Annotated in this window: 15 protein-coding genes; 9 read left to right on the forward strand and 6 right to left on the reverse strand. The window is 70.1% G+C overall.

The window, feature by feature from the left end:
• Positions 1–44 precede the first annotated feature (44 nt).
• The gene (locus QP090_RS13940) at positions 45–176 is read right to left on the reverse strand and encodes a hypothetical protein (protein ID WP_285939245.1); all 132 of its coding nucleotides are present in this window, start codon (positions 174–176) and stop codon (positions 45–47) included.
• Between QP090_RS13940 and QP090_RS13945 the strand changes: the two genes are divergently transcribed.
• The 3 genes from QP090_RS13945 to QP090_RS13955 all read left to right on the forward strand — a co-directional run bounded on the left by QP090_RS13945 (position 175) and on the right by QP090_RS13955 (position 2,466).
• A complete protein-coding gene (locus QP090_RS13945) occupies positions 175–570 on the forward strand; it encodes a hypothetical protein (RefSeq protein ID WP_285939246.1) in 396 nt (131 codons plus the stop codon). The genes QP090_RS13940 and QP090_RS13945 overlap by 2 nt on opposite strands.
• A 163-nt stretch (positions 571–733) precedes the next feature.
• Positions 734–1,264, forward strand: a complete 531-nt coding sequence (locus tag QP090_RS13950) for a hypothetical protein (protein WP_285939247.1) — start codon at positions 734–736, stop codon at positions 1,262–1,264.
• 689 nt (positions 1,265–1,953) lie between these two features.
• Complete coding sequence (locus QP090_RS13955; protein WP_285939248.1) at positions 1,954–2,466, forward strand: hypothetical protein; 513 nt, start codon at positions 1,954–1,956, stop codon at positions 2,464–2,466.
• A gap of 79 nt (positions 2,467–2,545) precedes the next feature.
• Here QP090_RS13955 and QP090_RS13960 read toward each other — a convergent pair whose 3' ends face one another.
• Both QP090_RS13960 and QP090_RS13965 read right to left on the reverse strand, forming a co-directional pair.
• Entirely contained in the window at positions 2,546–4,201 is a 1,656-nt protein-coding gene (locus QP090_RS13960; protein WP_285939249.1) for an acyl-CoA synthetase, read from the reverse strand.
• A gap of 419 nt (positions 4,202–4,620) precedes the next feature.
• Positions 4,621–4,791, reverse strand: coding sequence for a DUF397 domain-containing protein (locus tag QP090_RS13965; RefSeq protein WP_285939250.1), 171 nt, complete (start codon positions 4,789–4,791; stop codon positions 4,621–4,623).
• 8 nt (positions 4,792–4,799) lie between these two features.
• On the opposite strand from QP090_RS13965, the gene QP090_RS13970 reads away from it, so the two are divergent.
• Positions 4,800–4,922: a hypothetical protein gene (locus QP090_RS13970; protein WP_285939251.1), complete on the forward strand. Its 123-nt coding sequence runs from the start codon at positions 4,800–4,802 to the stop codon at positions 4,920–4,922.
• 1,032 nt (positions 4,923–5,954) lie between these two features.
• Here QP090_RS13970 and QP090_RS13975 read toward each other — a convergent pair.
• Both QP090_RS13975 and QP090_RS13980 read right to left on the reverse strand, forming a co-directional pair.
• On the reverse strand, positions 5,955–6,476 hold the full coding sequence (locus tag QP090_RS13975) for a recombinase family protein (RefSeq protein ID WP_285939252.1): 522 nt from the start codon (positions 6,474–6,476) through the stop codon (positions 5,955–5,957).
• 458 nt (positions 6,477–6,934) lie between these two features.
• A complete protein-coding gene (locus QP090_RS13980; RefSeq protein ID WP_285939254.1) occupies positions 6,935–7,549 on the reverse strand; it encodes a TetR/AcrR family transcriptional regulator in 615 nt (204 codons plus the stop codon).
• A 147-nt stretch (positions 7,550–7,696) separates the two neighbouring features.
• On the opposite strand from QP090_RS13980, the gene QP090_RS13985 reads away from it, so the two are divergent.
• On the forward strand, positions 7,697–8,245 hold the full coding sequence (locus QP090_RS13985; protein ID WP_285939256.1) for a YceI family protein: 549 nt from the start codon (positions 7,697–7,699) through the stop codon (positions 8,243–8,245).
• A 297-nt stretch (positions 8,246–8,542) separates the two neighbouring features.
• Here the strand turns inward: QP090_RS13985 and QP090_RS13990 are convergent, their stop codons facing one another.
• Positions 8,543–9,889, reverse strand: coding sequence for a sensor histidine kinase (locus QP090_RS13990; RefSeq protein ID WP_285939258.1), 1,347 nt, complete (start codon positions 9,887–9,889; stop codon positions 8,543–8,545).
• Positions 9,890–10,118: 229 nt separating this feature from the next.
• Between QP090_RS13990 and QP090_RS13995 the strand changes: the two genes are divergently transcribed.
• The 4 genes from QP090_RS13995 (at position 10,119) to QP090_RS14010 (ending at position 15,088) form a co-directional block, all read left to right on the forward strand.
• The gene (locus tag QP090_RS13995) at positions 10,119–11,600 is read left to right on the forward strand and encodes a glutamate-cysteine ligase family protein (protein ID WP_285939259.1); all 1,482 of its coding nucleotides are present in this window, start codon (positions 10,119–10,121) and stop codon (positions 11,598–11,600) included.
• 88 nt (positions 11,601–11,688) lie between these two features.
• On the forward strand, positions 11,689–12,375 hold the full coding sequence (locus QP090_RS14000) for a response regulator transcription factor (RefSeq protein WP_285939260.1): 687 nt from the start codon (positions 11,689–11,691) through the stop codon (positions 12,373–12,375).
• Positions 12,372–13,460 carry a sensor histidine kinase gene (locus QP090_RS14005; RefSeq protein WP_285939262.1) on the forward strand — a complete coding sequence of 363 codons (1,089 nt, stop codon included), beginning with the start codon at positions 12,372–12,374 and terminating at the stop codon, positions 13,458–13,460. The genes QP090_RS14000 and QP090_RS14005 overlap by 4 nt, the downstream gene beginning before the upstream one ends.
• Entirely contained in the window at positions 13,457–15,088 is a 1,632-nt protein-coding gene (locus QP090_RS14010; protein ID WP_285939263.1) for a DUF4153 domain-containing protein, read from the forward strand. Before QP090_RS14005 ends, QP090_RS14010 begins: the two co-directional genes overlap by 4 nt.
• Positions 15,089–15,127 lie beyond the last annotated feature (39 nt).

Genomic DNA, 15,127 nt, shown 5'->3' on the forward strand with positions numbered 1-15,127 from the left:
AAGTTGTCAGTAGCTCGCTGGGTGCCGAGGCATAAACGGTTCGTTCATGTCGGAGTGACCTTGAATTCTCGGTAGAGAGCGGCGAAGAACTCCCGAAGCAGCTCCTCGGCGGCGTCGGCCTGCTCCAGCTCAGCGGCGCCGGTCTGGCAGGAGTACGCCCGCGCCCGCCAGGCCATGGACTCGCTGTACGAGGAGTTCGCCGACCTGGACGACCAGCGGTGGCGCGCGACGTACCTGCGGCTCACCGACGCCCACGGCGACGCCGCCGTTGACGGTGAGGGTGCACCGGAGGATCTGGAGGGTGAGGATGCCGAAACGGCCGATGACGCAAGCGCCGCCGATCACGTTCTCCATCCGGAGCAGCCTGACTACATCGAAGGGCGACACTTCATGCCCGGGGCGGAGGATTTCCCCGACAAGACCTATTTCACAATTCCTCGCGAGGGCTTGGACGAGGTCACGGCGTTGACTATGGAGCAGGCCCCCCAAGGAATCCCCAATACGTTGGATAGAACGGATACAATCCATCGTGCCGAAATGCCGGAATCCGTTGGGACGAAGGATATATAGGCCGCGCTGGTGCAGCTCACGGAAACTATCCACTCGATCACGTGGAGGTCATTATGAATGACCCGAATGACGTGACTGGTGAACATGGTGTTCGAGACGCATACCCCTGGAATCCGATTTATGGAGCGGAGCAGTCATGAGTGGATCCGTTGTAATTTCTTACGTGCTCGGTGAAGGGCTGGGCGATGTTCCTCCCTCACTTCCGAGTGACCAGTTGGCGATCCTGAACACCGAAGAGTGGGTCGTCCGCGAGCGGTGGTTCCTCGGGTCGGTCGATGTTCAGGTCGGGGGCTCCGTATGGGGTTACAGGAACACTCCGCTGCTCGACTTCGCATTGGCTCTCCGCTATGCGGTCAATATCCTGGCTGCCGACGGCGCCATTGAGTTCGATGCGGAGGGGGGCCCGAACCTTCGCCTAGAGCAGATCGGTGACGCGGTGCGGGTGGTCGATATTCGCAGCGGAACGGAGGGGGAGTGCTCGTTCATCGATCTGGTGGGATCTGCCGGTCGTTTCCTGCGCAGCCTTGTTGACGAGGTCACGAAGGCTCGCCCTGATGTTCTCCTCAATGATGTGGTTCGGACGGCTTTCCGGGAGTCGGGGGCGAGGCAGTTGAATCAGGAGGCGTTCGGGCGCTATTCGCACGCGGGGCAAATTCGCGGGAAACACCTCAAGAGGCAGGCCTCTCAGGGGTGAATTTCTTATTCCGGTCTTCGTCGTCCCGGGTGGTCAGACAGTCGGATGCCTTGATTCTTGGTCTGGTGGACGGGGTGTTCGGGGGCGGGGAGCGGTGGGGGTGGGAGTTCGTGTGCCGGGTGGGGTGGTGGCGCATCCTGATGCGGGGAATCCGCCCGTGTGGGTCGAGCCGTACTTTCCCGAGCTGGCCCGCCTGGAGGAGCGGAGCTCCCTGCGGTTGAGCGCCGGCCAGATCGTGGGGGTGGTGTTTCGCCATCGCCGTGCTCGGGATGATCACCGTCGGCTGGATCTCCCTCATCCTGGCTGGGGGGTTCATCGTCGTCGTGTCCGTCACCCGTCCCGACCGCGCGCGGGACGCCGCGCAGCGGCGGGCCGCCGAGGAGCGGGGGCGCCGGTGGGAGGCGCCCCAGCAGCGGGTCGCCACCTGGCAGCGGATGCTGTACGAGGGGCATGACCCACCGCCCGCAAAAACGGCAAGGCCATCGGTGGCGTCAAGGTCTCCGACGACAACATGCTCGCCACTGCCCTCCGACTGCGCGACCAGGAACACCTGTCCCTGCGCGAGATCGCCCCCCGCCTCGTTATCCGCACCGGCAAGAAGCGCGGCCAGCACCCAGCCCCGGCCACCGTGATGCGCATGCTGCCCCGGTCTTCTCCGTGTCGTATCGCACCCGCAAAGGAACAGCTTGATGACCTTGATCGCCCGGCACGGTCCCGCGTGGACCTACATCGACTACCACCAGTTCTTCCTCATAGAGCCGGACCAGCAGGACTACGTGCCCGAGGAAGCCGGACCGCTCATCTCCACCACCGGCGAGGCGGTCATCGTGCACACCGGAATCGCCAACGGCAACGTCGCGGTGCACATCGAGATCCACGACCACGAGCCGCCCCTGGACGATGCGGACTGGGAAGAGGTCGCCGAGGCCAGCATGCAGGTGGAAGAAGGCCCACTCATGGTGCGCTGTCTGATGGAAGATCCGCCGGACCTGCCGGTGCTCACCCCGGCCGGGCCAGGCCCCTACCGGGTCCGCGCACACGCTCGTGGCCGCGACATCGCATACGACGGATGCGTGTCGCGATCACAAGAGGTCTATCTCTTCCAGATCTGGTCAACTCCCTACCTGCCGCTGCACGTGCTCAAACAGACCGACCTATGCGGCAAGGGCCTGCGCCGCCCCGCGCACCCCGCCGAGGAGTAGCTACGTCATCAAGAGTCTCAGACGTCAAGGGATTTCCCCCTGGGCGGACGAGGCGATCGAGATCAGCGCGACCGTCTGATCACGCCCCGTCCCCGTCCGGGGCGTAGAGGCCGCGGGCCCAGCGGTAGTCGGCCTTGCCGGCCGGCGACCGCTGCACCTCGGCCACGACGCGGATCTCGCGGGGCACCTTGAACCCGGCCAGCACCGCGCGGCAGTGCGCGATCAGCTCGTCCGCGCCGACCCCTCCGGCCGTCGCCCCCGCGGCGGCCTCGCCGGACGGGTCGGACGCGGGCCCGGCCAGCGAGACAGCGGCGGCGACGCGCGCGCCGAGGCGCTCGTCCGGGACGCCGACGACCAGCGCGTCGTACACGGCCGGATGCGTCTTGAGGGTCGCCTCGACCTCCTCCACGAAGACCTTCTCGCCACCGGTGTTGATCACCAGCGAGCCGCGGCCGAGCAGGATGATCGAGCCGTCCGCGTCCACCCTGCCCATGTCGCCCTGGAGCGCCCACCGCTCACCGTCCGCGCCGATGACGAAGGTGCGGGCGGTCTTGGCCTCGTCCTTCCAGTAGCCGAGCGGGATCCGGCCGGTGCGGGCGAGCTGGCCGACGGCTCCGGAGCCGGGCTCGATCCGGCGCAGCGACTCGTCCAGCACCGCCACGTCCGCCCCGCGCGGCATGAAGCGCGGCGAGCCGTCGGCGGCGGGCTCGACCGCCTGGCCGGACGCGCCGGTCTCCGAGCCGCCGAACGCGTCCAGGACCGCCAGCAGCGAGGGGATCAGCTCGTGCAGCCGCCGCTTCACGTCCGGGGACGTCGCGGCGCCGCCGGTGCCGATCACTAGGAGCTGCGACAGGTCGTGCGCGCCGGGCCGGGCGGCGAGCTCGTCGGCGATCGGCCGGGCCATCGCGTCGCCGACCAGCAGCATGCTCTGCGCCTTCTCGGCGACGGCGGCCGACAGCACCGCCCCGGTGTCGAAGGTGCGGCCCGTCCACAGGACCAGCGTCGAACCGGAGGTCAGCGCGATCCAGGCGACCCACATCCCGGCGCCGTGCATCATCGGCGCGCAGACCATCGTGGTCACGCCGCCCTCCAGGGCCTTGCCCGCCATCTCCTCGGGCGCGGCGACCGGGTCGCCCATCAGGTTCCCGCCGAACATCGCCGACATGAAGATGTCCTCGGACCGCCACATGACGCCCTTGGGCATGCCGGTCGTCCCGCCGGTGTAGAGCAGGTAGAGGTCGTCGCCGGACCGCTCGCCGTAGTCGCGCCCGGTGGACGCGGCGGCGAGCGCGTCCTCGTAGCGGACCGCGTCCGGGACGTCCTCGTCCGACCCGTCCTCGACGACCACGACGTGCCGCAGGTGGCCGAGCCCCGCGCGCGCCCCGCCGAGCCGCGCGATCAGCGACCGCTCGCCGATCAGCGCGACCGACTCGGAGTCGGCGATCACATAGGCCAGCTCGTCGGCGGTGTACCGGTAGTTGACGTTGACCGGCACCGCGCGCAGCTTGTACGCGCCGATCTGCGCTTCGATCCACTCGGCCCGGTTGTAGGCCAGGATCGAGACGTGGTCGCCCGGCCCCACCCCGGCCGCGGCGAGATGGTGCGCGACGCGGTCGGCCCGCTCGTCCAGCTCCCGGAAGGTCAGCCGGGTGGCCCCCGCCACCAGGGCGAGGTGCCTGGGCACCGCGTCCACCACGATCTCGAACAGGTCGGCCAGGTTGAACGCGCGAGTCATCCGTCCTCCGGAGGTCTGCGGGTGCGCCGTCAAATTGGAAACATACAAGCTTGACTGTTTCTTAGACAGGGCCTATGTCCCGCGGAAAGGGCGGCGCGCATCACCCCGTGCGCTGCTCGGCCCATCGCCGGGTGAGGCCGGCGTGGAGGTGGACCCAGTCCTGTGCGCCGTCCCGGGTGGCGTGCTGACGCCATCGGGCGGCGAGGGCGCTCGCGAAATCGTCTTCGCGAGGATCTCCAGGTCCGGTGATCCCGGCGTGTAGTCGCCATGCCGCCTTCACGAACACCCGCCCCTGCGGGGTATGGAGGGTGGCCGCGAAGTCGGCGTGGTCGCCGGGTCGACCGCGGTGATCGACCCGGTGCGGGCCTGGACGGCTTCGGCGAGTTCCTCGGGAAGCCGGGTCCGGTCGGCGCGCATGGTCATGGGGTTGGACGCCAGGCGTCTTTGAGGGCTTGGGCGAAGCGCCGGAAGTCGTCTCGGGGGACGAGCAACTTGGGACCGCCGGGATCCTTGCTGTCGCGGAGTGCGATGACCGGCCCCTGCAAGGACGCGACCTCTACACAGTCACCTACAGATGTCGGTGAATACATTTTTCAACATGGAAATATCGTCACGCGCGGGCGAGGTCGACTGCGCCCTCGCGCTCGACTCCGAGAAGATGCAGAAGGGCTCACTCGGCTCCACCTACGAGGACCGCGAGCAGCCGATGCTCAACCACTAGAACATACCCCGATGCAACCTCGCGATCGAGCCCCCTGAACTGCACGAAGAGAGCCCCCGAAGCCTGGGCGGATTCCAGGGGTCGTCGCAACACAGGCGGTTAGCCGGCTCCGGCCAGGAGCTTGGCCAGACGCTCGGCCGAGGTGTCCCAGCCGAGCGTTTTGCGTGGGCGGCCGTTGAGTTCGGCTGCGGCGATGGCCGCGCAGCCCGCGCGCCGTGGGCAACCGAGAAGAGCCGACCTATGACCCAATCCAAGTAATCAATTTCGGACGCCCAAAACTGACGACCGTTATGCAATCGTTGCCGCGAGTGGAATCTATGCCCATGGCACGGTTTCTGGGATTATGGTAGATCTACCATGGGCAAAGCTGGGGCCTCTGCCCGCCTAAAGGGGGTGCCATGGCGACCGGGTCGACCGGGTCGAATCAGAATCCGGACCCTGAGCGGAATCAACGACCGCGCCGTGAATCGATGAAGATCGAGCACAAAATTGCTCTAGTTGGACTCATACTCACGATACTGACGGGGGTCATATTTCCTATTGTCAAATATCTCATGAAGGATGCGAGCACCCAGCCGCCGAAACCCTCTGGCTCCCCTGAACTCAGCGCTTCCCCATCCCCGTCCAGACCTTCTGAGTCTGGAGAGCCGTGGGGGCCGTCGGCTGACCGACGGTGGGAGGTGTACTATTTTTCGGATGTATCCAAGAATGTCAATAAGGGTATTGACGTCGATAACTCGGTCACCCTAAAAGGGGCCACACTGAGGGACTTTGTTGTACTGACAACTTCGAGCGGAAACGTACTCTTCCGCTTGAAGAATGGTTCAGTCATGTCCCAAGCGAATGATTCCTATACTCCTGGACAGTGTCGCAAAACCATGTCCACCACCCCCGCCACCCCCAACCAAGGTGGCAATACTGACATATATTTGAAGATAGACGCCCGCTACTGTCTCCGATCAAATGAAAAGAATATATACCGACTGACAGTGCGCGACTTCAGGCGTGCAATGGAAGGTGGTGAAGGTTGGGCTAATGTCTTCGTGGAGGCGGAATAGCGTAAGTTCGCACAGCACGCAGAGCTTCCCGGACGTACGCGCGCTTCTGGGACATGTCCAAGCGGTCTTCGTCGGTCTTGGAGTACCAAACGGCGCCGGATGTCGGTGATGTCGGTCCGCGCTTCCGCAAGTACGTATGCTCCCGGTGGTCGAGTCGAAGCGTGCCGATCACCTCACCGGTACACGAGTCGCCGTTGATCGTCCTCCAGCCGCACAGACGCGCGTTCCGAAGCGTCACTCTCAAGGTCTGGTTCTTCCACAGGTTGCCGCGCGGAGTAAGGACACCCGCCCGCTGCCAGTCTCGGACGATGGAGTTCACGGAGGCTCCCGCCAGCAGGCGCCGGACGGCCTTGCGAAGTAGCTCGCTCTCGACCGGATCGAGGGTCACCCTGTCGTCCCGCCAGCCGAACGGACGATGTCCCTTCTTCGGGGTTCCCTCCATGGCGCGGGCCTTGTTCCACTGGCGCGCACGGCGGCGCATCTTCTTGATCTCCACTCGGGCGTCATCCCAGGTAGAAGCCACTGCCCGGCCCCGTTTACGAGATGCCTCACCAGGGTTGGACCCTCGCCCGCGCGGTGCGGTACGGGCGGGCCGTCCACGGTCCCGGCCTGCGGTGGACGGGTCCGACCACGCGCAGACCCCCGCGCCGTAGGCGCGGGGGCCCTTGCCCCTGTGATGAACCGCCGTAGCCGGAGCCCGTGAAGGGCGAGGAGTTCAGCCGGGGTGAAGCACATCCAGATCATCCGGCGGGCGTGCTCGGAGATCCGCATCTGTTGATCTGGGTGGCGTAGCGAACGGGCGCGCCATAACTCGGGGCGTGGGCGTTCCACAGAACGGCGGGCATGTAGTCGTAGCAGTCGAGGCAGGTCGAGAACGCGACCGGCGCCGTCCGGCACAACATCGGGCTCGGCGGCGCGGCCGTCGTCACCGTCTACAAGCCGGCCTGCTGACCCTCAGCGCTCGGCCAGCAGGCGGAGCCGGGCCTTCGAGCGCTCCCAGCGCTCCTGGGTCCGCTCCGCCGTCGCCGGGTGGACGAACTGGAGCATCCGCAGCCCCCGGATCGTCTCCAGCACCAGGTAGACGTCGCCGCGGAAGCGCGGATCGTCGACCCGGTCGCCGAACAGCGCGGTGGCGAGCTCGATGATGCTGCCGGTCACCACGCGCTCGAACTCGGCCACGTGCTCGCGCAGCTCGGGATCGGTGCGGGAGGCCACCCACAGCTCCATGGACGCCTCGAACAGCGACCCCTGATGGATCTCCCACACCAGGTCGAGCGTGTCGCCGAACCAGTCGTCGGACCTCTGGAGGGTGCCGAGGCTCCGCTCCATGAACTCGTCGGCCCGCCGCACCGCCAGGTGCTGGACGGCCGCGACGACCAGGTCGTTCTTGGTCGGGAAGTGGTGCACCTGCGCGCCCCGCGACACCCCGGCCCGCTCGACCACCCGCGTCGTGGTGGTGCCGTGGTAGCCGTGCTCGATGAGGCACTCGATGGTCGCGTCGAGCAGCGCCAGCCGGGTCGTGGCGGTGCGCTCCTCCTGCGTGCGGCGGGAACGGGCGGGCGTGGGCATGCGCACAGCGTAGCCAACCAACAAACAGTACGCCCTGTATGTACTCCGGATCCGCCCCCGGGAATACCTGAGGTTTGACACGTGCTTGAACCCTCAACTAACCTCGCCAGAGTCGTTGAAACTTCAAGCAACTCCTTGGGAGACCCCGTGAGCATTGCCACCGTCGCGCCCGGCCTGACCGCCGGCACCTGGAACATCGACCCGACCCACTCCGAGGTCGCGTTCACCATCCGGCACCTGATGACCAAGGTACGGGGCAGCTTCACCGAGTTCACCGGCGCGATCCAGATCGCCGAGGAGACGGCCGCCAGCACCGCCGTCGCCGAGATCAAGATGGCCTCCATCGACACCCGCAACGCCGACCGCGACGCGCACGTCCGCTCGGCCGACGTGCTGGACATCGAGAACCACCCGACGATGACCTTCAAGACCAGCGGCGTCCGCAGCGAGGGCGGCGACCACTTCCTCGACGGCGAGCTCACCGTGCGCGGCGTCACCCGCCCGATCTCGCTCAAGGTCGAGTTCAACGGTGTCGGCGAGGACCCGTGGGGCGGCACCCGCGTCGGCTTCTCCGCCGGCACCACGATCAACCGCCGTGACTGGGGCGTGGAGTTCAACGTCCCCCTCAAGGGCGACAAGGCGATGCTCGGCGACAAGGTCGACATCCAGCTCGAGGTCCAGGCCGTCCGCGCCTGACCCTCACCGCACTTTCGAAGGGCCGTCCACCCAACGTGGACGGCCCTTCGCGTTTCCACCCCAGCCCGCCGCCAGTCCCCCAAGCGAACCGCAGCGGCGCCCGTGCCGCCTGGACTGAGGAGCGAGGAACGAGCGACGAGGGAAGGCGGCACGTAAAGGGCGCCGCGGAGGTGAGCGGCAAACAGAGCACGAGCGACGAGGGAAGGCGGCACGCAAAGGGCGCCGCGGAGGTGAGCGGCAAACAGAGCACGAGCGACGAGGGAAGGCGGCACGTCAGGGCGCCGCGGAGGTGAGCGGCTAACAGGTGAGCGGCAAGCACAGCACGAAGCGGGCGCCGTTGGGGCGGTCTTCGATGCGGAGGGTGCCGCCGTGGGCGTGCGCGATCTCGCGGGCGATGGCGAGGCCGAGGCCGGTGCCGCCGGTGCCGCGGCTGCGGGCGGTGTCGAGGCGGGTGAAGCGTTCGAAGACGCGCTCGTGGTCCTCGGCGGGGATGCCGGCGCCGTCGTCGGTGACGGCGAGGACGGCGCGGTCGCCGTCGCGGGCCACCTCGACGGTGATGTGGCCGCCCGCGTACCGCTCGGCGTTGTCGAGGAGGTTGCCGAGCAGCCGGGCGAGCTGCATGCGGACGCCGCGGACGGTGACGCCGCCGGCCAGGTCGGTGCGGACGCCGACGTCGGAAGAGCGGCGGCCGATCTCGGCGGCGGCGAGGTCGGCGAGGTCGATGGGTTCGTGCGCGGCGGTGCCGCCGGTGCCGATGCGGGCGAGCAGCAGCAGGTCGGTGACGATCGATTCGAGCCGGTCGGTGTCGCGGAGCGCGGAGTCGACGACGGCGGGCAGGTCGGTGTCGCCCGGGTACATCGAGGCGTCCTCGAGGTTGGCGCGCAGCCCGGCGATGGGGGTGCGCAGCTCGTGGGAGGCGTCGGAGGCGAACTGGCGCTGGCGGGCGACCGCGTTCTCCAGCCGGTCGAGGGTGCGGTTGGCGGTGCGGGCGAGCTGGGCGATCTCGTCCTCGCCGGGCGGTTCGGGGACGCGGCGGCTGAGGTCGGTGGCGCTGATCTCGGCGAGCTGGGCGCGGATCGCCTCGACCGGGCCGAGGGTGCGGCCGACGATCCGCCAGGTGACCCAGGCGACGAGCGCGGCCAGGGCCAGCACCACGGCGCCGAACAGCGCCTCCAGGAGGCCGTTGACCAGGTAGGACGGCATCGGTTTGGACGCGTACACCACGACCGAGTCGGGCGCGGTGGTGACCCTGATCACCTCGACCAGGGAGCAGGATCCGCCGGGGCCGCGTCCGCGGCATTCGACGAAGTCGTGGATCCGGACGGCGCTGGAGGGCCAGAGCCGGGCCAGGGGGCCGCGCCCGGCGGCGGCCGGGGTGGCGTCCAGGACGTGCCCGCCGGGGCCGACGACCTGGACCAGGACCCGTCCGCCGGTGTCGTCGGGGATCGGGGTGGCCAGGGTGCCGTCGCGGACGCCGCCGCTGGCCTTGCGGGCGGCGATCTGCGTCTCGCGGAGCAGGTCGCCGTTGACGGTGTCGCGGACGGAGAGGTCGACCGCGGCGGCGATCGCGCCGAACACCAGGGCGGCGAGCACGGCGGCGACGAGCGTGTCGCGAGCCCGGATCGAGCGGGGCCGCATCCGCATCGGGTTCTCCTGCGGTTCGTCGGGGGTTCCGGCGCTTCTTGCGGCGCCGCCGGGCGGGAGGGGCCGCCCATCGCAGAGTGTCACGGCCGGTGGGGCCGCCGCTTCGGATCCGACCTACGCTACCGGCCGGTCACATATCGGCTCGCCCGATAAACGGCTCCGGGTTTCCACCGGCCTCGGACTGGACATCCGTTTTGTGACGGTTCCCTCTAAGTACTGGGATGGACGCATGGGCAGGGACGTGTCCCCGGTGACCATCAGTGGCGAGGACCGGCGCCGCTACCGCGACAAGGTGCGGCGCTGCCTGGACGTGCTGGCCCGCATGCTGGGCGAGTCACAGTTCGAGTTCGACCGCCCGCACATCGGACTGGAGGTCGAGCTCAACCTGATCGACGCGCTGGGCGACCCGCTCATGCGCAACGCCGACGTGCTCAAGGCGATCGCCGATCCGGCCTGGGCCACCGAGCTGGGCCAGTTCAACCTGGAGATCAATATCCCGCCGCGCGAGCTGGGCGGCGAGGGCGCCGGCGAACTGGAGACCGAGGTCGCCGCGCAGCTCGCGCACGCCGACGACCGGGCCCGCGAGGTCGGCGGGCGGCTGGTGATGATCGGCGTGCTGCCGACGCTGCGCCGCACCGACCTCGGTGAGGAGACCCTGTCGTCCAACGCGCGGTACCGGATGCTCAACGACCAGATCGTCGCGGCGCGCGGCGAGGAGCTGCACATCGCGATCGACGGACCCGAACCGCTGCGCCTGCACACCGACTGCATCATGCCCGAGGCGGCGTGCACCAGCGTCCAGTTCCATTTGCAGGTCAGCCCGGAGGAGTTCGCCCCCTACTGGAACGCGGCGCAGGCGATCGCCGGTGCGCAGGTCGCGATGGCGGCCAACTCGCCGTTCCTGTTCGGCCACCGGCTGTGGCACGAGAGCCGGATCACGCTGTTCGAGCAGGCCACCGACACCCGGCCGGACGAGCTGAAGGCGCAGGGCGTGCGGCCCCGGGTGTGGTTCGGGGAACGGTGGATCACCTCGGTGTTCGACCTGTTCGAGGAGAACGCCCGCTACTTCCCGTCGCTGCTGCCGCTGTGCGATGACGAGGATCCGCTGGAGGTTCTGGAGGAGGGCGGCATCCCTGAGCTCGGCGAGCTGTCGCTGCACAACGGCACGGTCTACCGCTGGAACCGTCCGATCTACGCGGTGGTGAACGGGCGTCCCCATCTGCGTGTGGAGAACCGCGTGCTCCCGGCCGGTCCGACCATCGCCGACGTCATCGCCAACGGCGCGTTCTACTACGGCGTCGTCCGGATGCTCGTGGAGGAGGAGCGTCCCGTCTGGAGCCGCCTGTCGTTCGCCACCGCCGAGGAGAACCTGCACCGCGCCGCCCGGAACGGCATGGAGTCCACGCTCTACTGGCCAGGGATGGGCGACGTGCCCGCCGCCGAGCTCATCCTGCGCAGGCTGCTGCCGCTGGCCTACGAGGGGCTCGACCGCTGGGGCGTCGACCCGGCCCGCCGTGACCGGCTGCTCGGCATCATCGAACGGCGCTGCGTGACCGGACGGACCGGCGCGGCCTGGCAGATCGGGACCGTCGACGCGATCGAGAAGTCGTCCGGCGCCGATCGGCACGAGGCGCTGCGGCTGATGACGCGCGGCTACGTCGAGCACATGGACACCAACGAGCCCGTCCACACCTGGCCGATCGGGCCCTGACGCGCGGCCCGCCCGGGGCCCGCGGTCTTCACACAAACCACACAAACCACGCTCGGACCATCCGCACGGCGCTCCTAGAGTCGGGCTCGTGACAGCGAACGAGCAGCGCATCCTGGTCGTCGAGGACGAGCCGACGATCGCGCAGGAGGTCGCGGCCCGGCTCACCGCCGAGGGCTTCGCGGTGCGGGTCGCCGCGGACGGCCCCGCGGCAGTCGAGCTGGCCCGCGAGTACGAGCCGGGCCTCATCGTGCTCGACGTCATGCTGCCGGGCTTCGACGGGCTGGAGGTGTGCCGCCGCGTCCAGGCCGAGCGGCAGGTGCCGGTGCTGATGCTCACCGCCCGGGACGACGAGACCGACATGCTCGTCGGCCTCGGCGTGGGCGCCGACGACTACGTCACCAAGCCGTTCAGCATGCGCGAGCTGGTCGCCCGCATCCGCGCGGTGCTGCGCCGCGTCGACCGTCCGGCCGCGAGCCCCGCCCCCGGCCCGCTGCGCGTCGGCCCGCTGGAGATCGACGCGCGGGCGCGGCGGGTCCGCCGCGACGGCCGGGAGGTGCACCTCACCCCGACCGAGTTCGACCTGCTGGGCTGCCTGGCCCGCAACCGGGGCGCGGTGCTGACCCGGGCGGTGCTGCTCGAACAGGTGTGGGACTGGGCGGACGCGTCCGGCACGCGGGTGGTCGACAGCCATGTCAAGGCGCTGCGCCGCAAGCTCGGCTCCGGCCTGATCCGCACCGTGCACGGCGTCGGCTACTGCCTGGAGACGGCGCCGTGAGGGTCTTCCACGACCTGTGGGCGAAGCTGCCCCGGCCGCTCGACCCGCTGCGCTCGATCAAGGTCAAGTTCGGCGTGGTCGCGGCGGTGACCGCGTGCACCGCGACCCTCATCGTGCTGTGGGGCTACCTGCTCGGCTTCCGGGCGCGGCAGACGCTGCCCGTCGGGATGTTCATCTCGCTCGGCGTGATGCAGCTCATCGCGCACGGCATGACCGCGCCGCTGCGCGAGATGACCGCGGCGGCCAGGGCGATGGCCCGCGGCGACTACAGCCGCCGGGTGCGCGCGACCTCCCGGGACGAGGTGGGCGAGCTGGCCCACGCGTTCAACCGGATGGCCACCGACCTCGCCGAGGTCGACCGGCAGCGGCGCGAGTTCGTCGCCAACGTCTCGCACGAGCTGCGCACCCCGATCAGCGCGCTGCGGGCCGTCCTGGAGAACGTCGCCGACGGCGTCACCCCGGCGACGCCCGAGGTGCTCGAATCGGCCGTCGAGCAGACCGACCGGCTCGGCCGCCTGGTCACCCAGCTCCTGGACCTGTCCCGGGTGGACGCCGGTGCGGTCGCGCTCCAGACCGGCCGGATCGACATCACGGCGTTCGTCGCCGACGTCACCGCCGAGGCCGCCGCCGGGCACCCCGGGGCGCGCTTCGACGTCGACGTGCCCGCCGGGCTGCACGCGCTCGGCGACCGCGACCGGCTGCACCAGGTCCTGGCCAACCTGCTCGACAACGCCGCCCGGCACAGCCCGCCGGACCGTCCCGTCACCGTCACCGCCCGCCCTCTGCCCGACCGGCTCCGCGGAGGCGACGCGCCCGGGGGCGAGCCGCCCGGCGGACTCCGCGGGCTCGTCCTGGAGGTGTCCGACGAAGGGCCGGGCATCCCGCCGAGCGAACGGGACCGCGTCTTCGAACGCTTCTCGCGCGGCGCCGCCGCGCACGCCACCCCGGACGGCGGCACCGGACTGGGCCTCGCCATCGCCCGCTGGGCGGTCGACCTGCACGGCGGCGACATCCACGTCGTCGACACGCCCCGCGGCTGCCGCATCCGGGTCGCCATCCCCCCGACCCCTGGAGAATCGACGTGATCAACACCCCGCACCCCGGCCGTCCCGGCCCGGCGGCGAGCGCGACGCCGCCGCTGCGCCCGAACGGGCTGCCCGAGCCCATCAGGCTCACCCCGGTCCTGGTGGACCGCCTCTTCGAGAAGTGGCACGACCCCGCACGGCCGTTCTCCCCCGCCCTGCTCGGAGGCGTGCTCGCCGCCGGGGCCGTCGGAGTCGTCGCCCTCGGCGGCGGCTGGAGGGACGGCGCCCTCCACAACGGCCTCAACCTCGTCCTCGCCGCCGTGGCGATCGCCTGCGTGGCGCTGCCCGCCGCGTGGTCGGCCGGACGGATCGTGGCCGCCCCCGGCCGCCGCACCGCCCGCGACCCGCGCGGCCGATCCAGGATCAACCGCACCGGGCTGGCCTTCTGCCTGCTGGCGCTGGCACTCGCCGCGCTCGCCGCGTTCCGCGACTCGCCCTGGGTGGTCGGGCTCGGCGTGCTGCTCGCCCTGCCGGTCGCCGCCTACGGGGTCACGGGCGGACGGACCTGGACCGAGGTGATCGGCGGCGGGCTGGTCCTGCCGTTCGTGCTCCCCCACGCGGCGCCGTGGGTCGCGCGGGGCGTCCGCGGCACCGTCACGTCCGGGCGCTTCCGGCTCGGGCCGATCGTCCGCACCGGGCTGATCGCGGGCGCGCTGCTGCTGGTGTTCGGCGGGCTGTTCGCCAACGCCGACGCCGCGTTCGGCGACCTGGCCAAGGGCCTGGTCCCCGACGTCTCCCCCGCCGCGCAAACGTGGCGGATCGTCACGGGCGCGGGCACGGCCTTCCTCGCGCTCGCCCTCACGTCGCTCGCGATGGCCCCGCCGCCGCTGCGCGTCCTCGCTCCGTCCCGGCCGGCCCCGGCGGGCCGCTGGACCTGGGCGGTGCCGATCGCCGCGCTCGACCTGCTCTTCTTCGCGTTCTGCGCGATCCAGGCGAACGTGCTGCTGGCGTCCGACCGGGACGAGGTGCTGCGCTCGACCGGCCTCACCTACGCCGAGTACGCGCGGCAGGGCTTCTTTCAGCTCGTCATCGTGACCGTCCTGGTCCTCGCGGTCGTCGCGTTCGCGGTCCGCTACGCGCCCCTCGGCACCCGCCGCGACCGGGCCCTCGTCCGCACCCTGCTCGGCCTGCTGTGCGCGCTGACGCTGGTCGTCGTCGCGGTCGCGCTCCGCCGCCTCTACCTGTACGAGGAGAACTCCGGCTGGACCCGGCTGCGGCTCTGGGTGCACGCCTTCGAGCTCTGGCTCGGCCTGGTCGTGGTGATGGTCGCGGCGGCCGGCGCCACGTTCAAGGCGTCCTGGCTGCCGCGCGCGGTCGCGGCGAGCGGCGCGGCGGCGTTCATCGGCCTCGCCGTCCTGAACCCCGACGCGTTCATCGCCGAACGCGACGTCTCCCGCTTCGAGCACACCGGCCGGATCGACCTCGGCTACCTGAGCGGGCTGTCGGCCGACGCCGTCCCGGCGCTCGACCGGCTCCCGGAGCCGCAGCGCTCCTGCGCCCTGCGGGAGATCGCCTACCGGCTCACCCGCGACGAGCCCGGCCTGGCCGCCAACCTGGCGCGGCACGACGCCCGCGCCGTGCTGCACCGACGCCCCGTGGCGTCCGCACCGTGCCGGGCGCCCGGCTGAAGGACCTGAGCACCGGCGCCCCGCCGGACGCGCCGGTGC

The sequence above is a fragment of the Actinomadura xylanilytica genome (genome assembly GCF_030283145.1).
Taxonomy (GTDB): Bacteria; Actinomycetota; Actinomycetes; order Streptosporangiales; family Streptosporangiaceae; genus Spirillospora; species Spirillospora xylanilytica.

Bases quoted from the DNA above. Each gene is read 5' to 3' on its own strand.
- QP090_RS13980 (WP_285939254.1), bottom strand. From the start codon at position 7,549: ATGCCCACGCCCGCCCGTTCCCGCCGCACGCAGGAGGAGCGCACCGCC.
- QP090_RS13960 (WP_285939249.1), bottom strand. From the start codon at position 4,201: ATGACTCGCGCGTTCAACCTGGCCGACCTGTTCGAGATCGTGGTGGAC.
- QP090_RS13990 (WP_285939258.1), bottom strand. From the start codon at position 9,889: ATGCGGATGCGGCCCCGCTCGATCCGGGCTCGCGACACGCTCGTCGCC.
- QP090_RS13970 (WP_285939251.1), top strand. From the start codon at position 4,800: ATGGAAATATCGTCACGCGCGGGCGAGGTCGACTGCGCCCTCGCGCTC.
- QP090_RS13940 (WP_285939245.1), bottom strand. From the start codon at position 176: ATGGCCTGGCGGGCGCGGGCGTACTCCTGCCAGACCGGCGCCGCTGAG.
- QP090_RS13945 (WP_285939246.1), top strand. From the start codon at position 175: ATGGACTCGCTGTACGAGGAGTTCGCCGACCTGGACGACCAGCGGTGG.
- QP090_RS13955 (WP_285939248.1), top strand. From the start codon at position 1,954: ATGACCTTGATCGCCCGGCACGGTCCCGCGTGGACCTACATCGACTAC.
- QP090_RS13995 (WP_285939259.1), top strand. From the start codon at position 10,119: ATGGGCAGGGACGTGTCCCCGGTGACCATCAGTGGCGAGGACCGGCGC.
- QP090_RS13965 (WP_285939250.1), bottom strand. From the start codon at position 4,791: ATGTATTCACCGACATCTGTAGGTGACTGTGTAGAGGTCGCGTCCTTG.